Below are 22,233 nucleotides of genomic sequence, written 5' to 3'. Positions count from 1 at the left end.
TTCTTCGCTCCCCTGTTATGTTCATCAGGCCTTCCATAACAAAAGGCCTGACACATTACTCTTTCCATTCATCAGATTAAACAAGTCTGAATGATTTCTTCTGAGTATCCCGACTGTTTGCACCCACAAGAATATGGAACTCGCCTCGATCACTGCGGTAGCTTAAGTCAGAATGGTGATAACGAAGCTGTTCTTCATTTAACGTAAACGTGGCTGTACCACTCTCGCCTGGCGCCAGTGCAAGTTTCACATATCCTTTCAGCTCACGCATAGGACGAACGACTTCACCCGTTACATCACGAACGTACAACTGAACAGTCTCCACGCCTGCGCGCTCACCCGTGTTCGTTACACGTACTTGAATGCTCAGGGACTCTTCGGTAGTCATCTCATTACTTGACACTTCAAGATCACCATAAGAGAACGAAGTGTATGAGAGACCATAACCGAACGGAAGCAAAGGTTCATTCGGGCTATCAATGTATTTGGAGACATAACGTTCTTCCGTCTTCTCCGGGTTCAGTGGACGACCTGTATTGAAATGGTTGTAATAGACCGGAATCTGACCTACGGACTGCGGGAAGGACATCGTCAGACGTGCGGATGGATTCACTACACCTGTCAGAACATCTGCAATCGCGGCTCCGCCTTCACTACCCGGGAACCAGGCTTCAAGAACGGCATCCGATTCATCGATTACACCATGCAGATCCAATGGACGGCCGTTAAAAATAACGCTGGCAATCGGTTTTCCCGCTGCTTTGAGCTGTTTAACCAATTCCAATTGGGCTGCTGGCAGACGAATATCCGTGCGCGAGCCACCTTCTCCACTCATCTCGGAGTCTTCACCAAGAGCAAGGACAATCAGGTCTGCTTTGCTTGCCACTTCCAGGGCTTCGGCAATCTGCTCAGCTGTAATCGTATGAACATTACTGCCTTGAGCAAATTGAACTTTCCCACCCGTCAGGCGTTCTTGCAGAGCTGTTCCCAACTTAACTGCATCTTCCTTAACTCCTTCGCAGGACCACCAGCCCAAAATATCAGGACTCTGTGCAAAAGGACCAATAAGGGCAACATTAGCGTCAGGTTGAAGTGGAAGCACGCTCTCATCATTCTTCAACAGGACAGCTGATTTCGTTGCCAGTTCATACGATACCTGACGGTGCTCTTTGGAGAATACAATCTCACGTTCACGTTCAGGATCAGCTGCACGAAGTGGGTTATCGAACAATCCCAGCTTTTCTTTCAGCTGCAGAATTCGCAGAACGGCTTCATCAATGAGCTTCTCATCCACTTCACCACTCTCAATCAGTTCAGGCAAATGATGCACATAACAAGGTGTCATCATCTCCATATCTACTCCTGCGCGAATGGCACGATATGCCGCTTCACGATCATCTTCTGCAGCACCATGCGCAATCATCTCGCGAATGGAAGCCCAATCCGAGATTAATACACCATCAAAACCCCACTCGTCACGCAAAATACCGCGCATTAACTTCTCATTGCCACTTGCCGGAATACCGTCAACCGTATTGAACGAAGTCATGACCATTTCCACGCCCGCATCCAACGCTGCTTTGTACGCTGGCAAATAGTACTCACGCAGGTTACGCTCAGACATGTCCACCGTATTGTAATCCCGACCACCCTCAGCCGCTCCATAAGCCGCAAAGTGTTTAACACAGGCTGCAAGACGATCTGGCTCATCCTTCAAGCTGTCGCCCTGATATCCACGTACAAACGCAGCCGCGAACAAACTGTTCAGATAAGGATCTTCTCCTGTCGTTTCCATCACACGGCCCCAGCGCGGGTCACGAACCAGATCCACCATAGGTGCAAAGGTAACATGCAAACCGGATACAGCTGATTCACGTGCTGCAATTTCAGCACTTTTCTCAGCCAGTTCTGTGTCCCATGAACAACCGATCGCCAGTGGAATCGGGAAAATGGTTTTGAATCCATGAACTACGTCAGCCATGAACAAAAGCGGAATGCCCAAACGGCTTTTTTGCATATAAGCTTGCTGTACATCAATGATGGCCTGCGCACCGGACAACCCCAGAATGGACCCACTGGCATCTACGGACTGCTCCGTAATTCCCATCTCTTCCATCGGCCCTGTGATCTGACCTTCAACATTTGTTCCTTCATAGAAGTTGGCAGTCAACTGAAGAAGCTGAGCTGTTTTTTCCTCCAACGTCATCTGTCTTACCAGATCTAGCAACTGCTCGTTATTCATCTAATCGTATCCTCCACTATAAGTTGTTGAAATAAAGAACCCGGCTGCGTTCGGGGAGAGACCGCGCACCGGGTTCAAAATTAATTACTGAATGATTACTAGAATTTATCGTTTAGCTCATCCAGATAAGGTTGAACCAGGGACATTTTACTGTTTACCCATTCTTTCCAGTTTGCCTCTAGATCTCCGTTTTTGAGGATCAAGTTGGCATATTCATTCTGGTAGTCGAATGAAGCCTGACTCTTAGCTTTGGAATCGTACAGGTTGACATCCCAATCGTATGGTGCAAGCGATTTGCCTTCTGTACCAAGTTTTGCTTTTTCTTCGAACAATTTCACGGCTCTATCACGGTAATCTTTTTTGATTGCAGGGTTTACAACACTGAAGTCGTCACCAAGCAGATACAGACCTTCGAAACGAGCTGGATATTTATCTTCCAATACCGTTCCTTCTGGCAACAAGCTAACGAGTTCGTTGTTTTCATCATATTTCCAATCTTTTCCTTCAAAGCCCATGTTGATGAGCAACTGTCCTTCTTTTGTTGCGGAGTAATCGATCAGATCCATGATCCGTTCGAATTTCTCGTCACTAATGTCTGGATTGAAGATTAATGCAGACCAGAAGTTGGCTTGTTCCATGTTACGGTATTTACCGTCATCGCCTACTACGATTGCTGTGTGTACCAGTTCATCACTATCTACACCCAGATTTTTTTTCATATCGGAATCCAGACCTTGTCTGTAGGAAGCCAGTCCGCCCAGACTTGTTACAGCAGCTGTACCTGTTACTTTGAAGTTGTTTTGACCTTCATTGTTTTTCCATGTGTAGAACTCAGGATTGAGCAGTCCATCTTTATAGGCTTTTTGCATCAATTTAAGTCCTGTCAGCGTTTCAGGATCTGCTGGTCCCCAGTGGAATTGGCCATCTTCACCTTTGTAGAACGGAGAGTCAGTCATGGCATGCACACTGTTTGGCATAATCATGTTTGTCATAGCATCTGCCGCATTGTAGGACAGAGGTACAAGTTTGTTACCCACTTTGCCTGGATCTTTTTCTTTCACTAGCGCAGCATATTCATTCAATTCGGTTGTTGTATAAGCATCTTTCAGTTCAAAACCAACCGCTTCAGCCCAGTCTTTACGAAGCGCAATGACACCAATTTGGTTCGTGAGTGGGTCAGCTGGTTTGTTCTCGAAATAGATTGGTCTAGGCAGGACATATGTTCCACCTGTCAATTCTTCCAACTTGTCTCCAAGACCCGTCAAATTGTAAGCTGCTGCCACGTTAGGCCAGCGTTCTTTCCAGTCATCCGGGAATTTGTAGAACAAACCTTGTTCAATGCTGTTAATGGCATCGCCATGTACGTAGTTCCATACCGCTACATCCGGCAAGTCGCCAGAGTTGATCCACAGACGAAGCTTCTCGCCCCATGAATCCCAATCGATATAGTTGTAGTCCCATGTCAAATTAAATTTGTCTGTCCAGAACTTGTGGAAATCATTATCCAGGTTCCCGTTTTTGATTTCTGTCAGGTTAGCTACAGAGATGGTCAGGTTGTCTTTGTAATTTCCCTCTGCATCTTTTTCGTTACCACCTGAAGCTCCTTGACTGGAACAAGCGGTCACCATCAGCATAACTACACTAAGCGTGATGGCAAAGAGAGCTCTTACTGACAATTTTTTTTTCGTTTTCATGTTTTACCCCCATGTTTTTAGTAGAATTTTATTGCAAAATCCTATACGTATATCAGGTCTTGATTGCCCCTGTTAATACCCCTTTGGCAAAGTGTTTTTGCAGCATTGGGAAGAAACACATAATTGGTACCATGGTGACAAATACGGCCGCCATCTTCATACCCATTGAGAAGTTGCTTGCTTGAGCAGCATCCACACTGGATGCATTGGATGCATTCGTCGTAGATGTCACGATAATATTTCGGAGTACATTCTGGAGCGGTAACTGATCCGCTTTTCGAAGGAATATCATCGCATCATACCAACTGTTCCAGTAAGCTACACCGTAGAACAACGTGATTGTAGCCATAATTGGTGTAGCCAGCGGAAGAACAACGGAGAACAAAATTCTCCACTCTCCGGCTCCATCCAGTCTCGCCGATTCCATGAGTGATTCAGGCAAGGTGTAGAAGTAGTTCATCATCAGAATCATGTTAAACGCACTGAAGCTTCCCGCCAGGATAACGGACCACAGCGTACCTGTAAGATGAAGTGATTTCATGATCAGGTACAGCGGTACGATACCACCATTAAAGATCATGGTGAACAGTACCAGGAAAAAGAGAAATTTCTTAAACGGAAATTTGTTGCGACTAAGGCCATATGCCATGCTTGTTGTCAGGAACAAGCTGAGTGGCAAGCCGATGACTAGCAATATAATTGTATTTTTGTACCCCGTCAGAATCGTTCCGTCAGCGAACAATGCCTTGTAGGAATCCAATGTCCATTCTTTAGGGAACATCAAAAATGGATTGTCAGCATATTCTTTTTGTGTTGCAAACGAAATCATGATGACATTCCAGAACGGAATCAGGATCATCAGGGCAAGCACTAGTAATACGGCGAAAATAATGTAATCGAGAAGTGTCATTTTTTCTGTACCAATTCTCGGTTTTTTGTTAGCTTTCTTGCTCATCTCATTTTTCCTCCTCTCTTATCGGAACAAACCGTCTCCGCCAAGCCACTTGGCAAATCTGTCAGCAAGAAGCAGCAAGGCCATATTCACCAGGGAACGGAACAAGCTGACCGCTGTCGAGAATGAGAAATCGGTAGATGACTGGAACGTAATCCGATAGATATATACATCGAGTACTTCCGATACATTTTTGGTAGCGGCATTTGCCAAGTTGAAGATCTGGTCAAACCCGGAAGACATCAATCCACCAACCGAGAGAATAAACATGATTGTGATGGTTGGAAGGATGTTCGGTAAAGTAATTTTGAACATCTGTTGCATACGGGAAGCCCCGTCAATCTGTGCTGATTCATACTGATCCTGATCAATACCGGAAATGGCAGCCAGGAATATAATCGCGCCCCATCCACTTGATTTCCAAATATCAGTCAACAGCAACATGGGTACAAAGTTGGATTCGGACCCCAGGAAGTTAATCGTTGGCAATCCGAGTAATCCGAGCGCGCTATTTACCAGTCCGTCATATGCCAGCACATTGATGACTACCCCGGATACGATGATCCAGGACAGGAAGTGCGGGAACGTAAGAACGGTTTGGAATAATTTTTTCCCTCTGCGCATCCGCAATTCATTCAGCAACAGCGCCAGAATAATTGGGAACGGGAACTGAATAATCAGTTTCAGAATATTGATGTACAGCGTACGCCATACTGCGTCGATAAAGGTTGGATCACGGAAAACATATTTGAAGTTCTCGAATCCGCTCCATGGACTTCCCCAGATGCCCAGGTTGGCCTTGTAATCTTTGAATGCCAGAGACAGGCCACCCATCGGCATGTAGGCAAACAGAATTAGCCAGACAAGCCCCGGAATAAGCAGGGTGTATGTCATTCGGTGCTTCCAGATTTCAGTCCAGAGCGAATTGCCCTTCACGTTTCCCTTCAGCTTTTTGCTAGGTCCTTCGGCTGCAGGTTTCACATTGCATCTCCTCACTCTACTATGGTCTTGTCGTTGTACAGAAAATCAAACATCGTTCTCAGGTGGTGCTCCCAAAATCTCCATTCATGAGCCCCCGGCGTCTCCACATACCGAAAATCAAAGGCAGTCCCCTGCATGTATTTCGCATAGTCGCGATTCATCTCTACAAAGGGGTCACTATCGCCACAGCAACTGAGGATATCCGGTAAAGGAACACCCTGTTCCAGCAGCTTGGCCGACAGTGCGTAAATATCCTGATCGGCTTTTACCTGTAAACGTTCTCCAAAAACCGCTTTCATTTCCTTGATCATGGTCGCTGGCATATGGGGATCATGAAGCCGTGTCTGGATATCCGTTACGCCTGATAGAGACACTACTTTGCGATATCGCTCTGGATAAGTTAGTCCACATTTCAGTGCACCATATCCACCCATGGATAAACCGGCGACGTATGTTTTCTCCGGATCAGGATTCAGATTGAGCAGACGCTTGCATATTTCAGGTAACTCCTGAGTGATGTAGTGGAAGTAATTCAGGCCGTATTCCATATCGGTGTAATAGCTTCGATTCGCTTCCGGCATAATGATCGTACAGCCATATTGCGCTGCATACATCTCAATTGTGGTTAACCGCTGCCAGGTACTCGCATTATCGCCTGCCCCGTGCAACAGATATAGTGTACCGCCTGAAGTCTCTCCGGAGTCACTGGACACAACATGTATGCTGGTATTCATGCATAAGGTTGGCGATCCAGTTTCGATCGTTATATGTGCCATAAATGTAACCCCTCTCATCATCGCCTGCTGTCTTTACTCATTCGTTTCTCTGGCGTTGGATTGCAGGCTGTTGTAGATTCCCTTGTATTACGATGGGTTATCGAAACGATTTTCTCGAATCGTTTCAAAACATAGCCAACGTTGATTCACATGGAGTTCATTACAACACTTTTAATGTGGAAGCGATTTCTTCGAATCGTTTCGAATAAATCATAAGCCCGATGAGTAAATCCTGTCAATAACCTTTTTACAAATTTCGCGTTTTTTTCTCGAAAAAATGCTCTTTTAAGTCTAAATTTGCGTCCAAAGACACTATTATTACGAAAAAATGAAAATTTAGTAAGTACTATTACAACTTTAATTGACACCAAACCAGGTTTATACTAACATGGGTTCTGATTTTGCATTCGAATTACGGAAACGTTTCACCAACCGATTTTACTCAGGTTTCACCTGATATTAGGGAGGTTAATATGTCTGAGCAACTCAAAGGTTTCATTCATACGATTACGGAGCAACAATTGAACGTTTTTTCCATTCGCATATTACAAAAAGGGCATCTGCTTGCCCATTGGGACCGGGATAAGGATCAGCGCAGAGTACAACATTCCATCAGTAAATCCTTCACGTGTATGGCCGTTGGTCTTGCGCTTGAAGAAGGTCTGATACATCTGGATGCGACACTTGGTGATTATTTCTCTTATGATCATGTCCCGACTGCACAGCGCAATCTCCCATCGCCGCAGGAATTGAAACTAAGTGATCTTCTCCGAATGTCTTCGGGTCATGACTCTCCCCCTCTTTGGGCTGATGAGCGAGCTTCATTGACCGAAAAGGACTGGGCGAAATATTATATGTCTCTGCCTCTGGACCGGGTACCTGGAGAACAATTTACATATAGCAGCGGGGATACATTTATGATCTCAGCCATGCTACAGGCTGCTACCGGCCAAACCGTGAAAGATTACCTGACTCCACGGTTATTTGATCCGCTTGGCATCCATGATGTAGAGTGGGAAACCTCTCCACTCGGCGTAACGCTTGGCTGTGCAGGTCTTTGGATAAGCAATGAGGAACTGAGTCGATTTGGACAGTTACTGTTGCAGGAGGGCTTTTGGGAAGGCAGACAGCTTGTACCTGCGGATTGGATTCGACAGGCTACGTCCCAGCAGATCGAAACGACTGGAGACGGAGATTGGGGAAAAGGTTACGGGTATCAGTTCTGGATGTGTTCTCATGACGCTTACCGCGCCGATGGTGCCTATGGTCAGTTGTGTATCATAATTCCCTCAAAGGAAGCTGTCATATGTATTAATAGTGAGGAAGAAAATATGCAAGGCATCCTGAATGCCGTGTGGAATGAGGTTTTACCCCTTTACACCCAGCGTTAGTCTACGTATTTTATCTTTTTTTCAAATTGCAATTATGCCATTCAATTGAGAATAAAAAAAAAACGCCACGGGGTCAATGGACCCCATGACGTTATTTCTTATCCGTGTTGTGGAAGCTGAGTCATTTCATCTAAACATTGTGCGCATATGTAACGCTCTTTGAACTCGTTGACTTCCTCGATGGATCCGCAGAAAATACATTTTGGACGATATCTCTCCAAGATAATATGGTCCCCTTGTACTAAGATTTCTACAGGATCTCCCTCATTCATTTGATACCTTTTACGCAAAGATTTAGGCAATACGATCCTACCTAATTGGTCAACTTTGCGAACTACTCCAGCTGGCTTCATAGCTACGGCACACCTCTCCTATCTTACTCTAAATTTCTAGGTACATTTGTACTATGTTTATAGATTCGCCAAGATTTTGTCGAATCCTGCTGGAAATAAACATTTTTTGTCCTTTTTTTTGAAAAATGTTTTTTTTCCGAATTCTAGCCGTCATTTATAACCAAATTTTATCCTTCTAACCCCGGGAAATTGAGCTGGCGTAACGCTTCATATACAATAATTGCTGCCGAATTGGACAGATTTAATGATCTAACGTCACCAGTCATTGGCATTTTCATGCATGTATCGGGATTCGCGGCAATTAATTCAGGCGGCAGGCCTTTAGTCTCTTTACCAAAAACGAGGAAATCTCCATCCTGAAAATTAAAATCACTATATCGGTTCTTGGCCTTCGTAGTTGCATAGAAGAAACGACCTTCCGGATATTTTTCCTGAACCTCAGCAAATGAGTCGTGGTATTCAATATGGACAGCATGCCAGTAATCCAGCCCTGCACGTTTCAATGTAGCATCATCTGTTCGAAATCCAAGTGGACGTACGAGATGCAGATGGGTACCGGTTGCCGCACAAGTACGCGAAATATTGCCTGTGTTCGCCGGAATTTCTGGTTCAACCAGAACGATGTGTAAAGCCATATGTGTTCAATCTCCTTTTCATTTTCATGTTGACGACAACCCTCTAATCTTAAAGAAAAGCCCTCCACACGTCAATGTGGAAGGCTCTGGTAAGGCACAGGATTAGACACAAAGGTCCATTACACCGTACCTATACTTAATTATCCATTTGTCTTCTGGAAGTGGCTCATGAAGTCTGTCAGTGCCTTAACACTCTCATAAGGAGCAGCATTATAAATGGAGGCACGGAGACCCCCCACACTGCGATGTCCTTTCAGACCTACAAATCCTTCTTCCTCCGAAGCCTTGATGAACTTTTTCTCCAGTTCTTCAGAAGCAAGACGGAAGGTTACATTCATGAGGGAACGATCTTCTTGTTCCACACAACCACGGTAGAAATCACCGGAAGCATCAATTGTGTTATAGAGCAATTCCGCTTTTTTCGTATTTTTTTGCTCAATACCAGCCAGTCCGCCCTGTTCTTCAATCCATTTCAATACTTCATTCACCATATATACCGAGAAGGATGGCGGCGTATTGTACAGGGAGTTGTTATCTACATGTGTGCTGTAACGAAGCATGGTTGGAATCGTTTTAGGCGATTCGCTCACCAGTTCCTCACGAGCAATTACAACCGTAATTCCGGATGGACCCAGGTTCTTCTGTGCACCCGCGTAGATCATGCCGAACTGATTAAGATCAAATGGTTTACAGAAAATATCACTCGACATGTCCGCAATCAGAGGTACTGAACCGGTATCCGGGAACGACTTGAATTGCGTACCTTCGATCGTTTCGTTCGAAGTCAGATGCACATAAGCCGTACGTTCTGGCAAACTCAGATTCGAAACATCCGGCAATTTCATAAATTTCTCTGCTTCTGAAGATGCAGCAACATGTGTCTCGCCGATCAACTTCGCCTCAGACAGAGCCTTCTTCGCCCAGCTACCAGTCATCACGTAACTTGCAGTCTGCCCTGCACCGAGCAGGTTCATTGGCAACATCGCGAACTGAGTGCTTGCACCGCCCTGCAGAAAGAGAACCTTGTATCCTTTTGGACTGCCTAGAAGCGACAACAAGCGCTCCTGAGCTTCATTATGTACAGACTCATACACCGCTCCACGGTGAGACATCTCCATAATCGACATGCCTGTATTACGAAAATCTACAAATTCCGCCTGTGCACGCTCCAGTACCTCAAGTGGTAACGCCGCAGGTCCTGCATTAAAGTTATACGCTCTTTTTGTCACAAAATCCCCCGCCCTTTCCATCCGTAACTCTGACATACAAACAGCATTTTGCACAATTCGATTAGATTCGCTCACGGGTATAAGAGGTGGACAGGAAGAAGCATCCTGATCCAACCAACGTATAGACAAATTGAATCATTTTGATCTATATCTTACTTATTGAAAGTCGCTCTATGGATTTGTGCAAAATGCACTCAAAGTAAATATTATCGCTATGATATCAGTATTCTCTATCTGCTTCAAGGGTAATATGCACTGAAGTGTTGAATATAGGTCATCAAATTCCTTTATCACCCTGCAAAGTTAAAGCACTACATTGTTTAATTCAAGGAAAAGCCTCCGAGAGCGTGTCCCGGAGGCTTTAAGTTGGAAGAAGAACTGTTCCGACCCCGACCGATTAGCAGTCGAAGTAGAGGCTGTACTCGTGCGGATGAATGCGGATCGCTACTGCTTTCGCTTCATCACGTTTGAGGTTGATGTAGTTATCAAGGAAGTCTTTCGTGAATACGCCGCCTTCAGTCAAGAACTCGTTATCAGCTGCCAGAGCATCAAGTGCTTCTTCCAGGGAAGCTGGCACACTGCGGATGTTTTCTTTGTCTGCATCAGACAGGTCATAGATGTTTTTGTCGAGCGGACCATATCCAAGCTCAGTTGGATTGATCTTACGTTTGATTCCGTCCAGACCCGCCATCAGCATTGCGGAGAATGCCAGGTAAGGGTTAGCTGTGGAGTCTGGTGTACGGAACTCGATACGACAACCCTTCGGTGTCACAGCTGCAACCGGAATCCGAACTGCTGCGGAACGGTTACCTTTGGAGTAAACCAGGTTTACTGGTGCTTCGTAACCAGGTACGAGACGTTTGAACGAGTTCGTACTAGGGTTAGTCAAAGCGATCAGTGCCGGAGCATGGTACAGGATACCTCCGATGTAGTGCAGAGCCATTTCACTCAGGTTAGCATATCCCGCTTTGTCATAGAACAATGGGGAATCGCCATCAAAGATGGATTGGTGAACGTGCATTCCGCTACCATTATCACCGAACAATGGTTTTGGCATGAATGTTGCTACTTTGCCATATTGACGTGCAGTGTTGTGCACGATGTATTTGTATGCAAGCAGGTTATCTGCTGTTTTCTTCAGTGTATCAAAACGGAAGTTGATTTCGGCTTGACCCGCTGTCGCCACTTCATGGTGATGACGCTCGATTGACAGGCCAGCTTCTTCCAAAAGGCGACACATTTCGCTACGAATATCTTGTTGTGTATCCACTGGTGCTACTGGAACATATCCGCCTTTAGTACGAACTTTGAAGCCCAAGTTTCCGCCTTCTTCCTGACGGTTAGTGTTCCATGAAGCTTCTTCTGAATCTACGAAGTAGGAAGAGCTGTTCGTGCCGCTCTCATAACGAACATCGTCGAAGATGAAGAACTCGGATTCAGGTGCGAAGAATGCTGTTGTACCTACGCCGCTTTCTTGCAGGAAAGCTTCTGCTTTAACAGCGATGCTGCGTGGGTCACGCTCATAACGCTCGCCATCCGGAGTGAAGATATCACACATAACATTCAATGTAGGGTGTGCAGTGAACGGATCGACATAAGTCGCTTCAGGGTCTGGCATCATAACCATATCGGACTCTTCAATTCCGCGGAAACCTTGGATAGAAGAACCGTCAAAAGCTACTCCATTTACGAACGTGTCTGCATCAACAGCCGAAGCTGGCAACGAGATGTGATGTGCACGACCAGCTAAATCTACAAAACGAAAATCTACCCACTCGATGTTGTTCTCTTGAATTGATTTCAATACGTTTTCAACCGACATGTATTCGTCCTCCCAAATATTCCGAACATTAAACAACCCCACTAAGAAAATGTCTAAATTCGAATTTTTTTCTGTCGTCATTATAAATTTTAAAACATGACATCGTCAATACTTATGTAAGGTATTTTTTGAAGGGATGTTAGATATACTCACACTTTATAAATAACATAAATTCATATAACAACTAGATTTATATACATTTAACTGGTTTAATGCGGTAAAGCGCCCTCTATTTTAACCTAAATCATGGGAAAAACTTCACATCATAAATGTTTCTTATCACTATTGATTAATAAATACGTTCAAAACTGCAAAATATGCAAAAAACCGAGCATCTATCTGATTCCGTTGCAATGAACGAGATCAGAGGAGATGCCCGGATGATGATCCAGACCTTGACTATGAAATTCTTATTACACGCCTACACGTGCCGGGAAAAATTCTGCCGGTTGTTTGGCTGTGCTGAATGATTTACCCACGATTGGTGCCAGTTTCTCCAGATCCTGCAACAGGTTGGCGAATTGGTCAGGGAACAAGGATTGCACACCATCTCCTGTCATGGAGTTATCCGGATCGGTATGCATTTCAATGATCAGGCCATTGGCACCTGCAGCAACAGAAGCTTTTGTCATCGGTTCCACCAGTTCACGTCGTCCAGTACCATGGCTCGGATCGGAAATAACCGGCAAATGGCTCAGAGACTGCAGAACAGGGATCGCTGACAGATCCAACGTATTCCGTGTGTAGGATTCAAACGTACGAATACCACGTTCACACAGCATAACATTTGGGTTACCACCCGCAAGAATGTATTCAGCCGCATTCAACAATTCATCGTATGTCGCACTGAAACCACGTTTCAACAATACGGGTTTGCCACACTCGCCCAATTTGCGGAGCAGGTCAAAGTTCTGCATGTTACGTGTACCTACTTGCAGAATATCTGCGTACTCGGCGCAAATATCCACATACTCAGGTGTCATGACTTCTGTAATGGTCAGCAGATCATGTTTCTTGCCTGCTTCCGCCATCATGATCAATCCTTCTACACCCGTTCCCTGGAAGCTGTAAGGACCCGTACGAGGCTTAAATGCACCACCACGTAACACTTGCCCACCAGCAGCTTTCACAAGCCCTGCAATCTCATCAATCTGTGCAGCGGATTCAACCGCACATGGTCCGCCCATGACAACAAGTTCTTTTCCGCCGATATCTACACCTTTGATGGAGATCACCGTATCTTCCGGATGGAAGTCGCGACTTGCCAATTTGTAAGACTTCGAGATTTTAACGACATTCTCGACACCTTTCATTTGGCGAAGATGCTCTTGCATTTTAGGTTCAACTTTACCAATCAAACCAATGATAGTACGATCCTCTCCGCGAGAGATATGCACCTGAAGCCCTTCTTTTTCAATAACTGCAACGATATCCTGAATCTGTTCCTCCGGTGTAGCTTTGCCTGCAATAACGATCATATTAATTCCCATCCTTCCTTGTATGAGAGCACAATAATTTCCTTAACGTGCGTCTGATTAAATATAAAAACTCTGTCGCGCTTAAACGCTTGTTCGCTTTTAAGCTTTTATCCGTTAAAGTGAATATACCATAGTTATCTGATTGCGTCAAGGTACACATTCCTTATCCATATACAAAAAAAGAATCCTGCTCCACAGGCTCCGACATTCGGATCTGCATAACAGGATTCTTCTCATTCACATCTCGTTTTTAATTCACATACACTTAGACTTGCTTTTACATTTCCTAAGGTGTACGTGTTTTTTCTCTAACTGGAGGCAACAGTTTGCTCATGTTCACGGTACGTTTGATCTCCCACGTCTCCGGCTTGTCATGTTCATACTGTTCCAGGTAAAGGATGACTTCTTTCGTGATCGGTGTTGGTGTTGATGCACCCGAAGTAACCGCCACCTTATTTACACCTTTCAGCCATTCTTGCTGAATCTCGGAAACATCAGATACACGGTAGGCCGTAACACCCGCAATCTCCTCCGACACTTGTGCCAGACGGTTAGAGTTATTGCTACGAGGATCACCCACCACGATAACCAGGTCCGATTGACCTGCCTGTTCCGCAACAGCTTCCTGACGAACCTGAGTTGCAAGGCAAATCTCATTATGAATCTCTGCGCCCGGAAACTTCTCCAGCAGACGGCTCATAATGTGTTTGATATCCCACTGGCTCATCGTTGTCTGATTTGTAATAAGGATTTTGCCTGGAGATACGTTCAGCTCTTCGATCTCTTCTTCCTTCTCGATCAGATGAACGAGTTCTGGTGCAACACCAACGGCACCTTCTGGTTCAGGGTGATTCTTTTTGCCGATATAGATGATCTGATAACCCTCTGCCGTCTTCTCCCGAATGAGATCATGTGTCTTGGTGACATCAGGGCATGTTGCATCCACTGTTGTCAATCCTTTGTCCCGTGCCAACTTGCGCACTTCAGGAGATACACCATGAGCTGTGAAAATAATTGTGCCACTCTCCACTTGGCTCAAAATATCCATCCGGTTCGGACCATCCAATGTAATAATACCTTCATCTTCAAAGGAATCCGTCACATGTTGGTTATGCACAATCATACCCAATATATAAATAGGTCGTGGTAAATCCAGATTGCGTGCCGCTTGACGCGCGAGCACCATCGCATCCACAACGCCGTAACAATATCCCCGCGGCGAAATTCGTAGTACTTCCACTTGGTTGCCACCCGCTTTCTTTCTCGGCAACGTTGCCGATGTAATTGCAGTCCTGTCTATTATACCTTTATTCGATAGGCGGAGCAAAGACAACCGGCAACCAGATAATAAAGGTGGTTCCTTCTCCACGTCTGGTCACAACCTCAACCGATCCATGGTGTTCCTCAATAATCCACTTCGCAATCGAAAGTCCCAGACCTATGCCCGGTGTAGCCCCGCGGGATTCATCTGCCCGATAGAAACGATCAAAGATGAACGGCACTTCGTCCCGATCCATCCCAATACCGGTGTCGCTAATGCGTAGTCCCACCTGGCCCTTGTATAATACGGCATCCAGCGTCACAGAGCCTTCAGGTGTGTATTTAAACGCATTTTCGATGAAAATAAACAACATCTGTTGCAGATAGTCCTTGCTACCGTTCACATAAATGCCGTTCAGGGTGGAAAAATCTCCTGGAAGCCAGTCTGCCTGACGATCCAGAAATTGTGCTCTGCGTGCTACTTCCTGTACGAGTATCTGCAGCGGGATCGGATTCAGTTCAATTTTCTGACCCGTATCCGCTCTCGCCAGCGATAACATGTCGCTGATCAGCCTGCTCATACGTTTTCCCTCGTCCGCCATATCTTCAATGGCTTCCAGCGACATTTGTTTGACAGTCTCCTCATCCAGATTCGGTCGGTCGCTTCCTTCCTGATCCCACAGCTTCTTCAAGAAGTCCACGTTCCCGCGAATGGTGGTCAGCGGCGTACGCAGTTCATGTGATGCATCGGATACAAAGCGGCGCTGGGCAGCATTCGTCTCCTCCAAACCACGGAATGACAATTCTGTACGTTCAAGCATATTATTCACCGTTTCAATCAGACGTCCGATCTCATCCTTCGGCCCAGCATATTGAATACGTACACTTAAGTCATCTCCAGATTGAATCTGATTGGCGGCATCAATGACAGTCACGAGTGGACGCATCGACTTGCGAGCCAAGACGAGACCTGAGGTAATAGCCAATGCCATCGCTACCAGCCAGCCAAAAACCAAAATATTAAGCAACGCTTCCAGCAAGCGCTCCTGTGAACTTACATTCGCACCAACCTGAAGAATCCCACGTACTTCATTGGTTCCCTGAAGAGAAAGGGGAAGCTGATTCACCAGAAACGGTGTACCATCCACATATATCTTGGATATGCCTCGCTTTTCAAGAATTTCATTGGCTTTTAATACCGGAAACTGAATCTCCAGTTTTTTCATATTGCCGGAAATTATGCCTGAGCGACTCTGATAATCCCAGAGTTGAATGTAAATTTGTGCCTCCTGAAGCTGGCTCTCTGTAAATGGGTCCAGATCCAACGACTGCGAAAGAGGATTTACACCAATTTGATCCGTAATCCGGGCACTTTTCACCTTTAATTGCTGTTCGACTTCCTGATAGGAATTAAAATAAACAAAGGCATAGATGACAACGCCCCAAAAAATAAGCACGGCGGCCAGAATACCAGAATACCATGCGGTTAGTCTTAACCGAATGGACATGTCAGGAGTCACCTCTCAGAATATAACCGGCTCCCCGGATGGTCTGGATTAGACGTTTGCCACCGTATTCTTCAGTCTTCTGTCTGAGCATGGCAATGTATACTTCAAGCACGTTAGACTCACCGCTGTAATCATAACCCCAGATTTTATCCATAATCAGATCACGGGACAGTACCCGTCTTGGATTTTGCATGAACAGATTCAACAGTTCGAATTCTTTGGCAGTCAGCTCCAGACGCTGCCCATCTCGCAATACTTCACGTGAGTCATTGTCCAAAATGATATCTTCATACATTAAGCGGTTGTCCGGCGTACCCGCACTATCTGACTTGCGGCGTAGCAATGCACGGACACGTGCCAATAATTCTTCCAGCGCAAAAGGTTTTACAAGGTAGTCATCGGCTCCTGTGTCCAGTCCGGTCACCCGGCTCTGTACTTCATCCTTGGCCGTAAGCATCAGCACAGGCACTTTGCTGCCTGCTTCTCTCAATCTGCGACATACCTCAAATCCGTCAATCTGCGGCATCATCACATCCAGCACAACGATGTCCGGCTCCTTGTCCATCAGTTTGCTGAGGCCTTCGGCTCCATTGGAAGCCGTCTGTACCTCATATCCTTCAAAAGCCAGCCCCCGGCGGAGCATGGATACAATTTTTTCGTCATCATCCACAATCAAAATAGTTGAGCGCATGGTGGTCTTTCTCCTTTATCCTAACGTTTTATCCCATTGTAACAGGCAGAAGCACAATCTGCATCTTCAAGTAGGCGTCTCCAATCCGTCCTGGTCCATTGTAACCCTGCTTCATCAGGGCAAAAAAACGGAAGGGCCTTCAAACCCTTCCGTTGTGTTAATCCTTGCCCGATATTTATGGTTGCTGCTGTTGTGTATCTGTTGTTTGTGAAGTATCAAAATCATTTTTGTTGCCGATTTTGATTTTCAAATCCATCTTTTTACCATCACGCACCACGTTCAGTGTAACTTCACTACCGATTTCCTGTTTCTTGATAAAATCAATCAGATCTTGACTTGTCGCGTACGGCGTACCATTGGCACCTGTGATGATGTCATATGCACGAAGATCTGCTTGGTAAGCCGGTGATTGGAAGATCGTGCTGGCTACAACTGAACCTTCGGTAACGTCTGTTCCCATTTGTTTAGCAACTTCAGGCGTGAGAGCCATCAGAGACGCACCGATAAAGGGTACTGGCTCTTTGGGAACTTCTTTGTTCTCTTTAAGATATTTAACGGCTTCAGAGATGACGCTCGACGGGATTGCAAAACCAATTCCCTGTGCATCTGCGCTTACTGCAACGTTCATTCCGATAACTTCCCCATTCAGGTTAAGCAACGGACCACCGGAGTTACCCGGATTAATCGAAGCATCTGTTTGCAACAAATGGCTGTACTCACGTGTTTTTCCTGTTTCTTCATCTGGAATGCTGATCGTACGTTCTTTGGCACTCAGTACACCTGCTGTAACCGTGTGTTCGAATCCTTCAGGATTACCAATAGCTACAAGCCATTCACCGACTTGAGTACTGTTGGAATCACCCAGTGGAGCTACAGGGAACGCATCGTCACCACTGTTTTTCTCAATTTTCAATACAGCCAAATCCAGATCAAAGCTGCTTCCCAGCAATTTAGCCTCATAAGGCTTGCTGTTGTTCTCCAGGGTTACCTGGATTACATCTGCACCCTGAACAACGTGTTGGTTCGTCAGGATATATCCTTCTTTGTCAAAAATGAACCCGGAACCAATGCCCATAGGCACAAGCTGATTACCGCTTTGTGGTTGCTGGCTTTGGCCTTGATTGCCTTCCGTTCCGCCCCCATTACCAAAGAAGTATTGGTACAGCGGATCACTTGTATTTGATCCACCCTGACCCAATCCTGTACGTGAGGACTGCTTCGCGAGTGTTTCGATTTTGACGACAGCCGGACTTGTACTTGTTACTACGGAAGACACATCTTCTTTGCCTGTTGGCAGTAACGACGCTGTGACATTGTTGCCTCCGCCTGTGTTTGTAGACGCTTCCTGTCCTGAACTTTGATTGTCTGTGTTCGTAAGTGCCGTCTCCGGTGTGAACATGTTTGTTCTATCAGCTGTGTACATGAGAACGGTGATGACCAGCATCCCGGCAATAAAGGAAAATAGAAGTGATCTTACGGAAGAACGTGGCTTGCGGTTATTATAGTTCCAGTTGCCTTTGCCGCCATTCCCTTGATCTCCACCGTTACCTGAGCCGTTTCCGCCGCCTGCTGATGATCTTTTCGCTTGTTCGGATGGTTCACTATTATAGTAAGTAGGTACGGGTCTCACCGGATCAGGTTTTGTAATCTCTACATTTCCTTCTTCACGCTGATTAGTGCTTCCCATGTGATTTGCTGTATCTTCCTGATTCACGGACTGAAAAGGTCCATAAGAATAATAATAGGAGGATTCGTCCGTTCCGGAAGAATTGCGATTCTCCGTTTGTTTGGTTTCGTTTTCCTCGTCTTGACGGTTCGATCTATAGTTGCGTTCGTCCATGCCTCTCTACCTCCCAATCTCTTATTCCCAAGAGATATTCTTTAACTGTCCTTATTTTGTACTTTAAACCTTAACCGTACCTTAAAAACAATTAAAAAGGAGATAAAAGCACATAAGAATAGACTCTTTTCCCCGTCACGACAGCATTTTACCCTTTTGTTTTCACCCATCCCTGACGATGAGCATAGATGGCCAACTGTGTACGATCGTCCATCTCACATTTCATCAGCAGGTTACTTACATGTGTTTTGACGGTTTTGATACTGATATGTAATTCTTCTCCAATGTCTTTGTTGGTCTTTCCCTCTGCAATAAGCAGCAGCACTTCCTTCTCCCGTTCAGTCAGACCCGATTCACTCTCTCTCGCTGTACGTTGTCTGATTCCCCGGGTTAACGCCTGCGAAACATCACCTGTCATAACAGGCATGCCTCTATATGCCCCTTGCAGAGCATAGATCAGTTCTTCAGCAGAGACTGTCTTCAGTACATAACTTACCGCACCCGCTTCAATCGCTTGCACAACCAGATCATCCTCCAGGAAACTGGTGAGCATCACAATTTTCATCCCTGGAAATTCAGTCATGATGGCTTTTGTTGCTTCAGCGCCATTCATTACAGGCATCATCAGATCCATCAGGATCAGGTCCGGCATTTCACTATCATTTAACTTACGTAACTGATCAAGCGCATCCTGCCCATGGCCCGCTTCTCCCATCACATGAAAAGTAGGTTCCAGCATCAGATATGTTTTCAAGCCCATGCGCACCATATCATGGTCATCCACAATCATCACGTTTACTTTACCACTCATTGCGTCTCCCCCTCTGGTTCACTCAGGAACGTTCGGGAATTTCGGGATCAATACCCGTACCGTCGTTCCCGCTCCCGGTTTCGATATAATCTGAACTTGCCCCCCAAGCTTCTCCGCCCGTTCACGCATGGTAGATAACCCGTATGAACCCGGACGCTCCGCTTGCTGTAAAAATCCCTGACCATCATCGCTGATGCTCATGCTGATCTGATGTTCACTCTCCCGTATGGACAGACTAACCACTCCCGCTTCTGCATGCTTCACAACATTGGCAACCGCCTCCTGAATAACAAGAAACAGCTGGTGCTCAATGGCATCCGAGATTCCGCCATCCAGTTCCAGCTCTTTCACACCTTTAAGACCATTCTGCCTGCAATAATCAGGAAACCAGCTATCCAGTGCTGCGGTGAGGTCACGCCCTTCCAGCTCCACCGGTCGAAGTTGGGCAATCAATCCTCGCATCTGACGCTGTGCAATATGTGACATCTGGATCAACTGGTCCAGTACTTTACCGCCATGTTCCGGATTCATCTCCAGCAGTCGCGGTAAGGACGAAGCCGACATATGCATGGCAAACAGCTGCTGGCTAACCGTGTCATGGAGGTCCCTTGCCATTCGTTTGCGCTCTTCAAGCACAGCCCGCTCCGAGGCTTGCTCCTTCTCAATGACTTCCTGCTCACCGAGGCGCTGAAGCAGTCTCATCTTTTTCTCAATCGAATCCATCATGACATTGAACTCCTGATAGACACGACCAAACGAAGCGTCATCCGCTTCAGGCATGCGCACCGCCAGATTACCCTTGGATACTTTCAACATGTTGAGATCTAGCAGGTCGATCTTGCGTTGGAGTCGTAATGCAGCGATATATCCGGTGATAACGGTGGCCAGCACAACAACAGCAACATAGGTCCATGCCCGCTGACGACCAGCCCCCATCAACACCTCTCCATACAATAGATAGAATCCGCCCAGCGTAATCAGACCAGTTAGCGCAAAATACATCATCAGTTCCCATTTATTGGCCTTGAGAATTGTTCGAATCATGCATTAACCCACCTTATTCACTTTGACGTCTCCGATAAACACACTTACAATAATCCGTACTTTTTTGCTTGCTTCATGGTAATGGGCAGTTTCAGCCTGGGCACTACTCAGGAATCCGCCGCGTTTCTGGTTCAACAGTGACATATCTCCAATGAAGGAATTTGTCGTCACCGTCACACCCAGATCCATATCTTCCGGAACAAATACTTTCACATCCCCTATAAATGAAGAAATGACAATCTTCGTCTCCCCATAAGGAATCTGTGCCTTCGTCAAATCAATTACAGTATCTCCGATAAAAGCCGAGATGTTCATTGGTTTCAACGAGAACACTTCCTGCCCCATGTACAGATCACCGATGAACGCCGATTTATTAATGGTATTGCCACTGCCATAATCCCCATAACCATTTCCGTAGCCATCATCATAATGTTCTCCGTATCCGGTATCGTTAGAGTTATACGATTGATGTTTCTTCTTATATTGATGCCCTTGTGATGATGAATCCGTTGATCCTGTGAAATGAGGGCCATGTGCATCGTTCTTCTGTTCCTGTTTTGGTTTGCCAAATGTTTTCTCGAACTGTTCGTCAAACGATGACGGCATCTCCAGATCCTCCGGAGCCAACGGTTTATAAGGTTGCTCAGGTGCTGGAGGTGGCTGCATCTTGTCATGATGTTTCCGATCACGACGTCGTGGCCCGATCAGTACGAACAATCCTCCGCCAATCAGCATAACCGGGATCAGATAACGAATGAACTCCCCCATGGAGTAATCAATCCATCCCAGGTTACGGGCAAGAAAGTAACCACCAATTGCCAGTACAATTACCGGTCCTATAAAGGCGTAACCCCCGTTGCGACGAATCTCGGAGATTCCTTTGACCCCCCACCAGATTAGAAATAACGGCCAATATGTTCTGAAAATATATCCTACATCAATGTCATATCCCAATTGTCTGAACAAGATCATCGCACCAATAGCAATAAGAGGTATGCCAACCCACCAGCGGTCACGCGTCGATCGTTTCATCGCTCATGTCTCCTTTGTCTGTATTATGTAATCAGTGTAACTCAGACAAGACAATGAGAACAGCGGCGGCAGGTGGAATTCATCTCGGTCTCGAGACTGAGATGGGAGGAGATTAATGTAAAAAACTTCGCATATGTAAAACACCCCGGAGCTGCAGCTCCAGGGTGCTGAATCTTCATTTGATTAATGAATCTTCAATTATTTTTTGTATTTTGATGCTTTGCCTTGACCTTGGCCAGTTTGGCCTGTGTTTTCTACACCGAACTCGGCATTGTATTTTTCATCAGGTGTTTGGAAATTATCTTGTACTTTGTTTTGAGCGGATTGCTTCACTTTTGCTGCTGCATTCTCTTCTCCAAACTCTGCATTGTACTTCTCGTTTGGCGTTTGGTACCCTTGTGATTTTTTAGCCACAACGAATCACCTCTCTCTTCATATTTACGATGCATTGCTACACCGCGGGGTTCGTCCCCAGTCAGTATTATGTGAAGAGA

At 45.8% G+C, this 22,233-nt stretch carries 19 protein-coding genes; 1 reads left to right on the top strand and 18 read right to left on the bottom strand.

The window, feature by feature from the left end; all coding sequences use genetic code 11:
- Positions 1-76: 76 nt before the first annotated feature.
- The 5 genes from bglX to MKY01_RS09365 all read right to left on the bottom strand — a co-directional run bounded on the left by bglX (position 77) and on the right by MKY01_RS09365 (position 6,645).
- Positions 77-2,242, bottom strand: coding sequence for a beta-glucosidase BglX (gene bglX, locus MKY01_RS09385; RefSeq protein ID WP_076252413.1), 2,166 nt, complete (start codon positions 2,240-2,242; stop codon positions 77-79).
- A gap of 98 nt (positions 2,243-2,340) precedes the next feature.
- Positions 2,341-3,936, bottom strand: a complete 1,596-nt coding sequence (locus MKY01_RS09380) for an ABC transporter substrate-binding protein (protein WP_076252415.1) — start codon at positions 3,934-3,936, stop codon at positions 2,341-2,343.
- Positions 3,937-3,988: 52 nt separating this feature from the next.
- Complete coding sequence (locus MKY01_RS09375) at positions 3,989-4,891, bottom strand: carbohydrate ABC transporter permease (protein ID WP_036610027.1); 903 nt, start codon at positions 4,889-4,891, stop codon at positions 3,989-3,991.
- Positions 4,892-4,909: 18 nt separating this feature from the next.
- The gene (locus MKY01_RS09370) at positions 4,910-5,869 is read right to left on the bottom strand and encodes an ABC transporter permease subunit (RefSeq protein ID WP_017689585.1); all 960 of its coding nucleotides are present in this window, start codon (positions 5,867-5,869) and stop codon (positions 4,910-4,912) included.
- 11 nt (positions 5,870-5,880) lie between these two features.
- Complete coding sequence (locus tag MKY01_RS09365; RefSeq protein ID WP_076318319.1) at positions 5,881-6,645, bottom strand: alpha/beta hydrolase family protein; 765 nt, start codon at positions 6,643-6,645, stop codon at positions 5,881-5,883.
- Between the two features lie 473 nt (positions 6,646-7,118).
- On the opposite strand from MKY01_RS09365, the gene MKY01_RS09360 reads away from it, so the two are divergent.
- Positions 7,119-8,036, top strand: coding sequence for a serine hydrolase (locus MKY01_RS09360; RefSeq protein WP_036669832.1), 918 nt, complete (start codon positions 7,119-7,121; stop codon positions 8,034-8,036).
- A gap of 98 nt (positions 8,037-8,134) precedes the next feature.
- Here MKY01_RS09360 and MKY01_RS09355 read toward each other — a convergent pair whose 3' ends face one another.
- The 13 genes from MKY01_RS09355 to MKY01_RS09295 form a co-directional block, all read right to left on the bottom strand.
- Positions 8,135-8,389, bottom strand: a complete 255-nt coding sequence (locus MKY01_RS09355; protein WP_036610032.1) for an AbrB/MazE/SpoVT family DNA-binding domain-containing protein — start codon at positions 8,387-8,389, stop codon at positions 8,135-8,137.
- Between the two features lie 167 nt (positions 8,390-8,556).
- On the bottom strand, positions 8,557-9,024 hold the full coding sequence (gene trmL / locus MKY01_RS09350) for a tRNA (uridine(34)/cytosine(34)/5-carboxymethylaminomethyluridine(34)-2'-O)-methyltransferase TrmL (RefSeq protein WP_017689589.1): 468 nt from the start codon (positions 9,022-9,024) through the stop codon (positions 8,557-8,559).
- A gap of 140 nt (positions 9,025-9,164) precedes the next feature.
- Positions 9,165-10,253, bottom strand: coding sequence for a 3-phosphoserine/phosphohydroxythreonine transaminase (gene serC / locus MKY01_RS09345; RefSeq protein ID WP_076252731.1), 1,089 nt, complete (start codon positions 10,251-10,253; stop codon positions 9,165-9,167).
- Between the two features lie 397 nt (positions 10,254-10,650).
- The gene (gene glnA, locus MKY01_RS09340) at positions 10,651-12,075 is read right to left on the bottom strand and encodes a type I glutamate--ammonia ligase (protein ID WP_036669830.1); all 1,425 of its coding nucleotides are present in this window, start codon (positions 12,073-12,075) and stop codon (positions 10,651-10,653) included.
- Positions 12,076-12,488: 413 nt separating this feature from the next.
- Entirely contained in the window at positions 12,489-13,553 is a 1,065-nt protein-coding gene (gene aroF / locus MKY01_RS09335) for a 3-deoxy-7-phosphoheptulonate synthase (RefSeq protein ID WP_036610039.1), read from the bottom strand.
- A gap of 286 nt (positions 13,554-13,839) precedes the next feature.
- A complete protein-coding gene (locus MKY01_RS09330; RefSeq protein ID WP_127544397.1) occupies positions 13,840-14,793 on the bottom strand; it encodes a 4-hydroxy-3-methylbut-2-enyl diphosphate reductase in 954 nt (317 codons plus the stop codon).
- 67 nt (positions 14,794-14,860) lie between these two features.
- Entirely contained in the window at positions 14,861-16,321 is a 1,461-nt protein-coding gene (locus MKY01_RS09325; protein WP_127544400.1) for a HAMP domain-containing sensor histidine kinase, read from the bottom strand.
- Between the two features lies 1 nt (position 16,322).
- Positions 16,323-17,012: a response regulator transcription factor gene (locus MKY01_RS09320; RefSeq protein WP_036610048.1), complete on the bottom strand. Its 690-nt coding sequence runs from the start codon at positions 17,010-17,012 to the stop codon at positions 16,323-16,325.
- A 175-nt stretch (positions 17,013-17,187) separates the two neighbouring features.
- Positions 17,188-18,852: a trypsin-like peptidase domain-containing protein gene (locus MKY01_RS09315; RefSeq protein ID WP_036610051.1), complete on the bottom strand. Its 1,665-nt coding sequence runs from the start codon at positions 18,850-18,852 to the stop codon at positions 17,188-17,190.
- A 148-nt stretch (positions 18,853-19,000) separates the two neighbouring features.
- Positions 19,001-19,663, bottom strand: coding sequence for a response regulator transcription factor (locus MKY01_RS09310; protein ID WP_017689597.1), 663 nt, complete (start codon positions 19,661-19,663; stop codon positions 19,001-19,003).
- Between the two features lie 18 nt (positions 19,664-19,681).
- A complete protein-coding gene (locus MKY01_RS09305; RefSeq protein ID WP_036669825.1) occupies positions 19,682-20,707 on the bottom strand; it encodes a sensor histidine kinase in 1,026 nt (341 codons plus the stop codon).
- A gap of 3 nt (positions 20,708-20,710) precedes the next feature.
- On the bottom strand, positions 20,711-21,739 hold the full coding sequence (liaF, locus tag MKY01_RS09300) for a cell wall-active antibiotics response protein LiaF (protein ID WP_036610055.1): 1,029 nt from the start codon (positions 21,737-21,739) through the stop codon (positions 20,711-20,713).
- A gap of 198 nt (positions 21,740-21,937) precedes the next feature.
- A complete protein-coding gene (locus MKY01_RS09295) occupies positions 21,938-22,153 on the bottom strand; it encodes a hypothetical protein (RefSeq protein ID WP_036610057.1) in 216 nt (71 codons plus the stop codon).
- Between the last annotated feature and the right edge of the window lie 80 nt (positions 22,154-22,233).

This window comes from Paenibacillus sp. FSL R5-0486 (assembly GCF_037975155.1).
Taxonomy (GTDB): domain Bacteria; phylum Bacillota; class Bacilli; order Paenibacillales; family Paenibacillaceae; genus Paenibacillus; species Paenibacillus amylolyticus.
The sequence above is the reverse complement of the archived record's forward strand: the minus strand, read 5'-3'. Positions and strand labels throughout refer to the sequence as shown.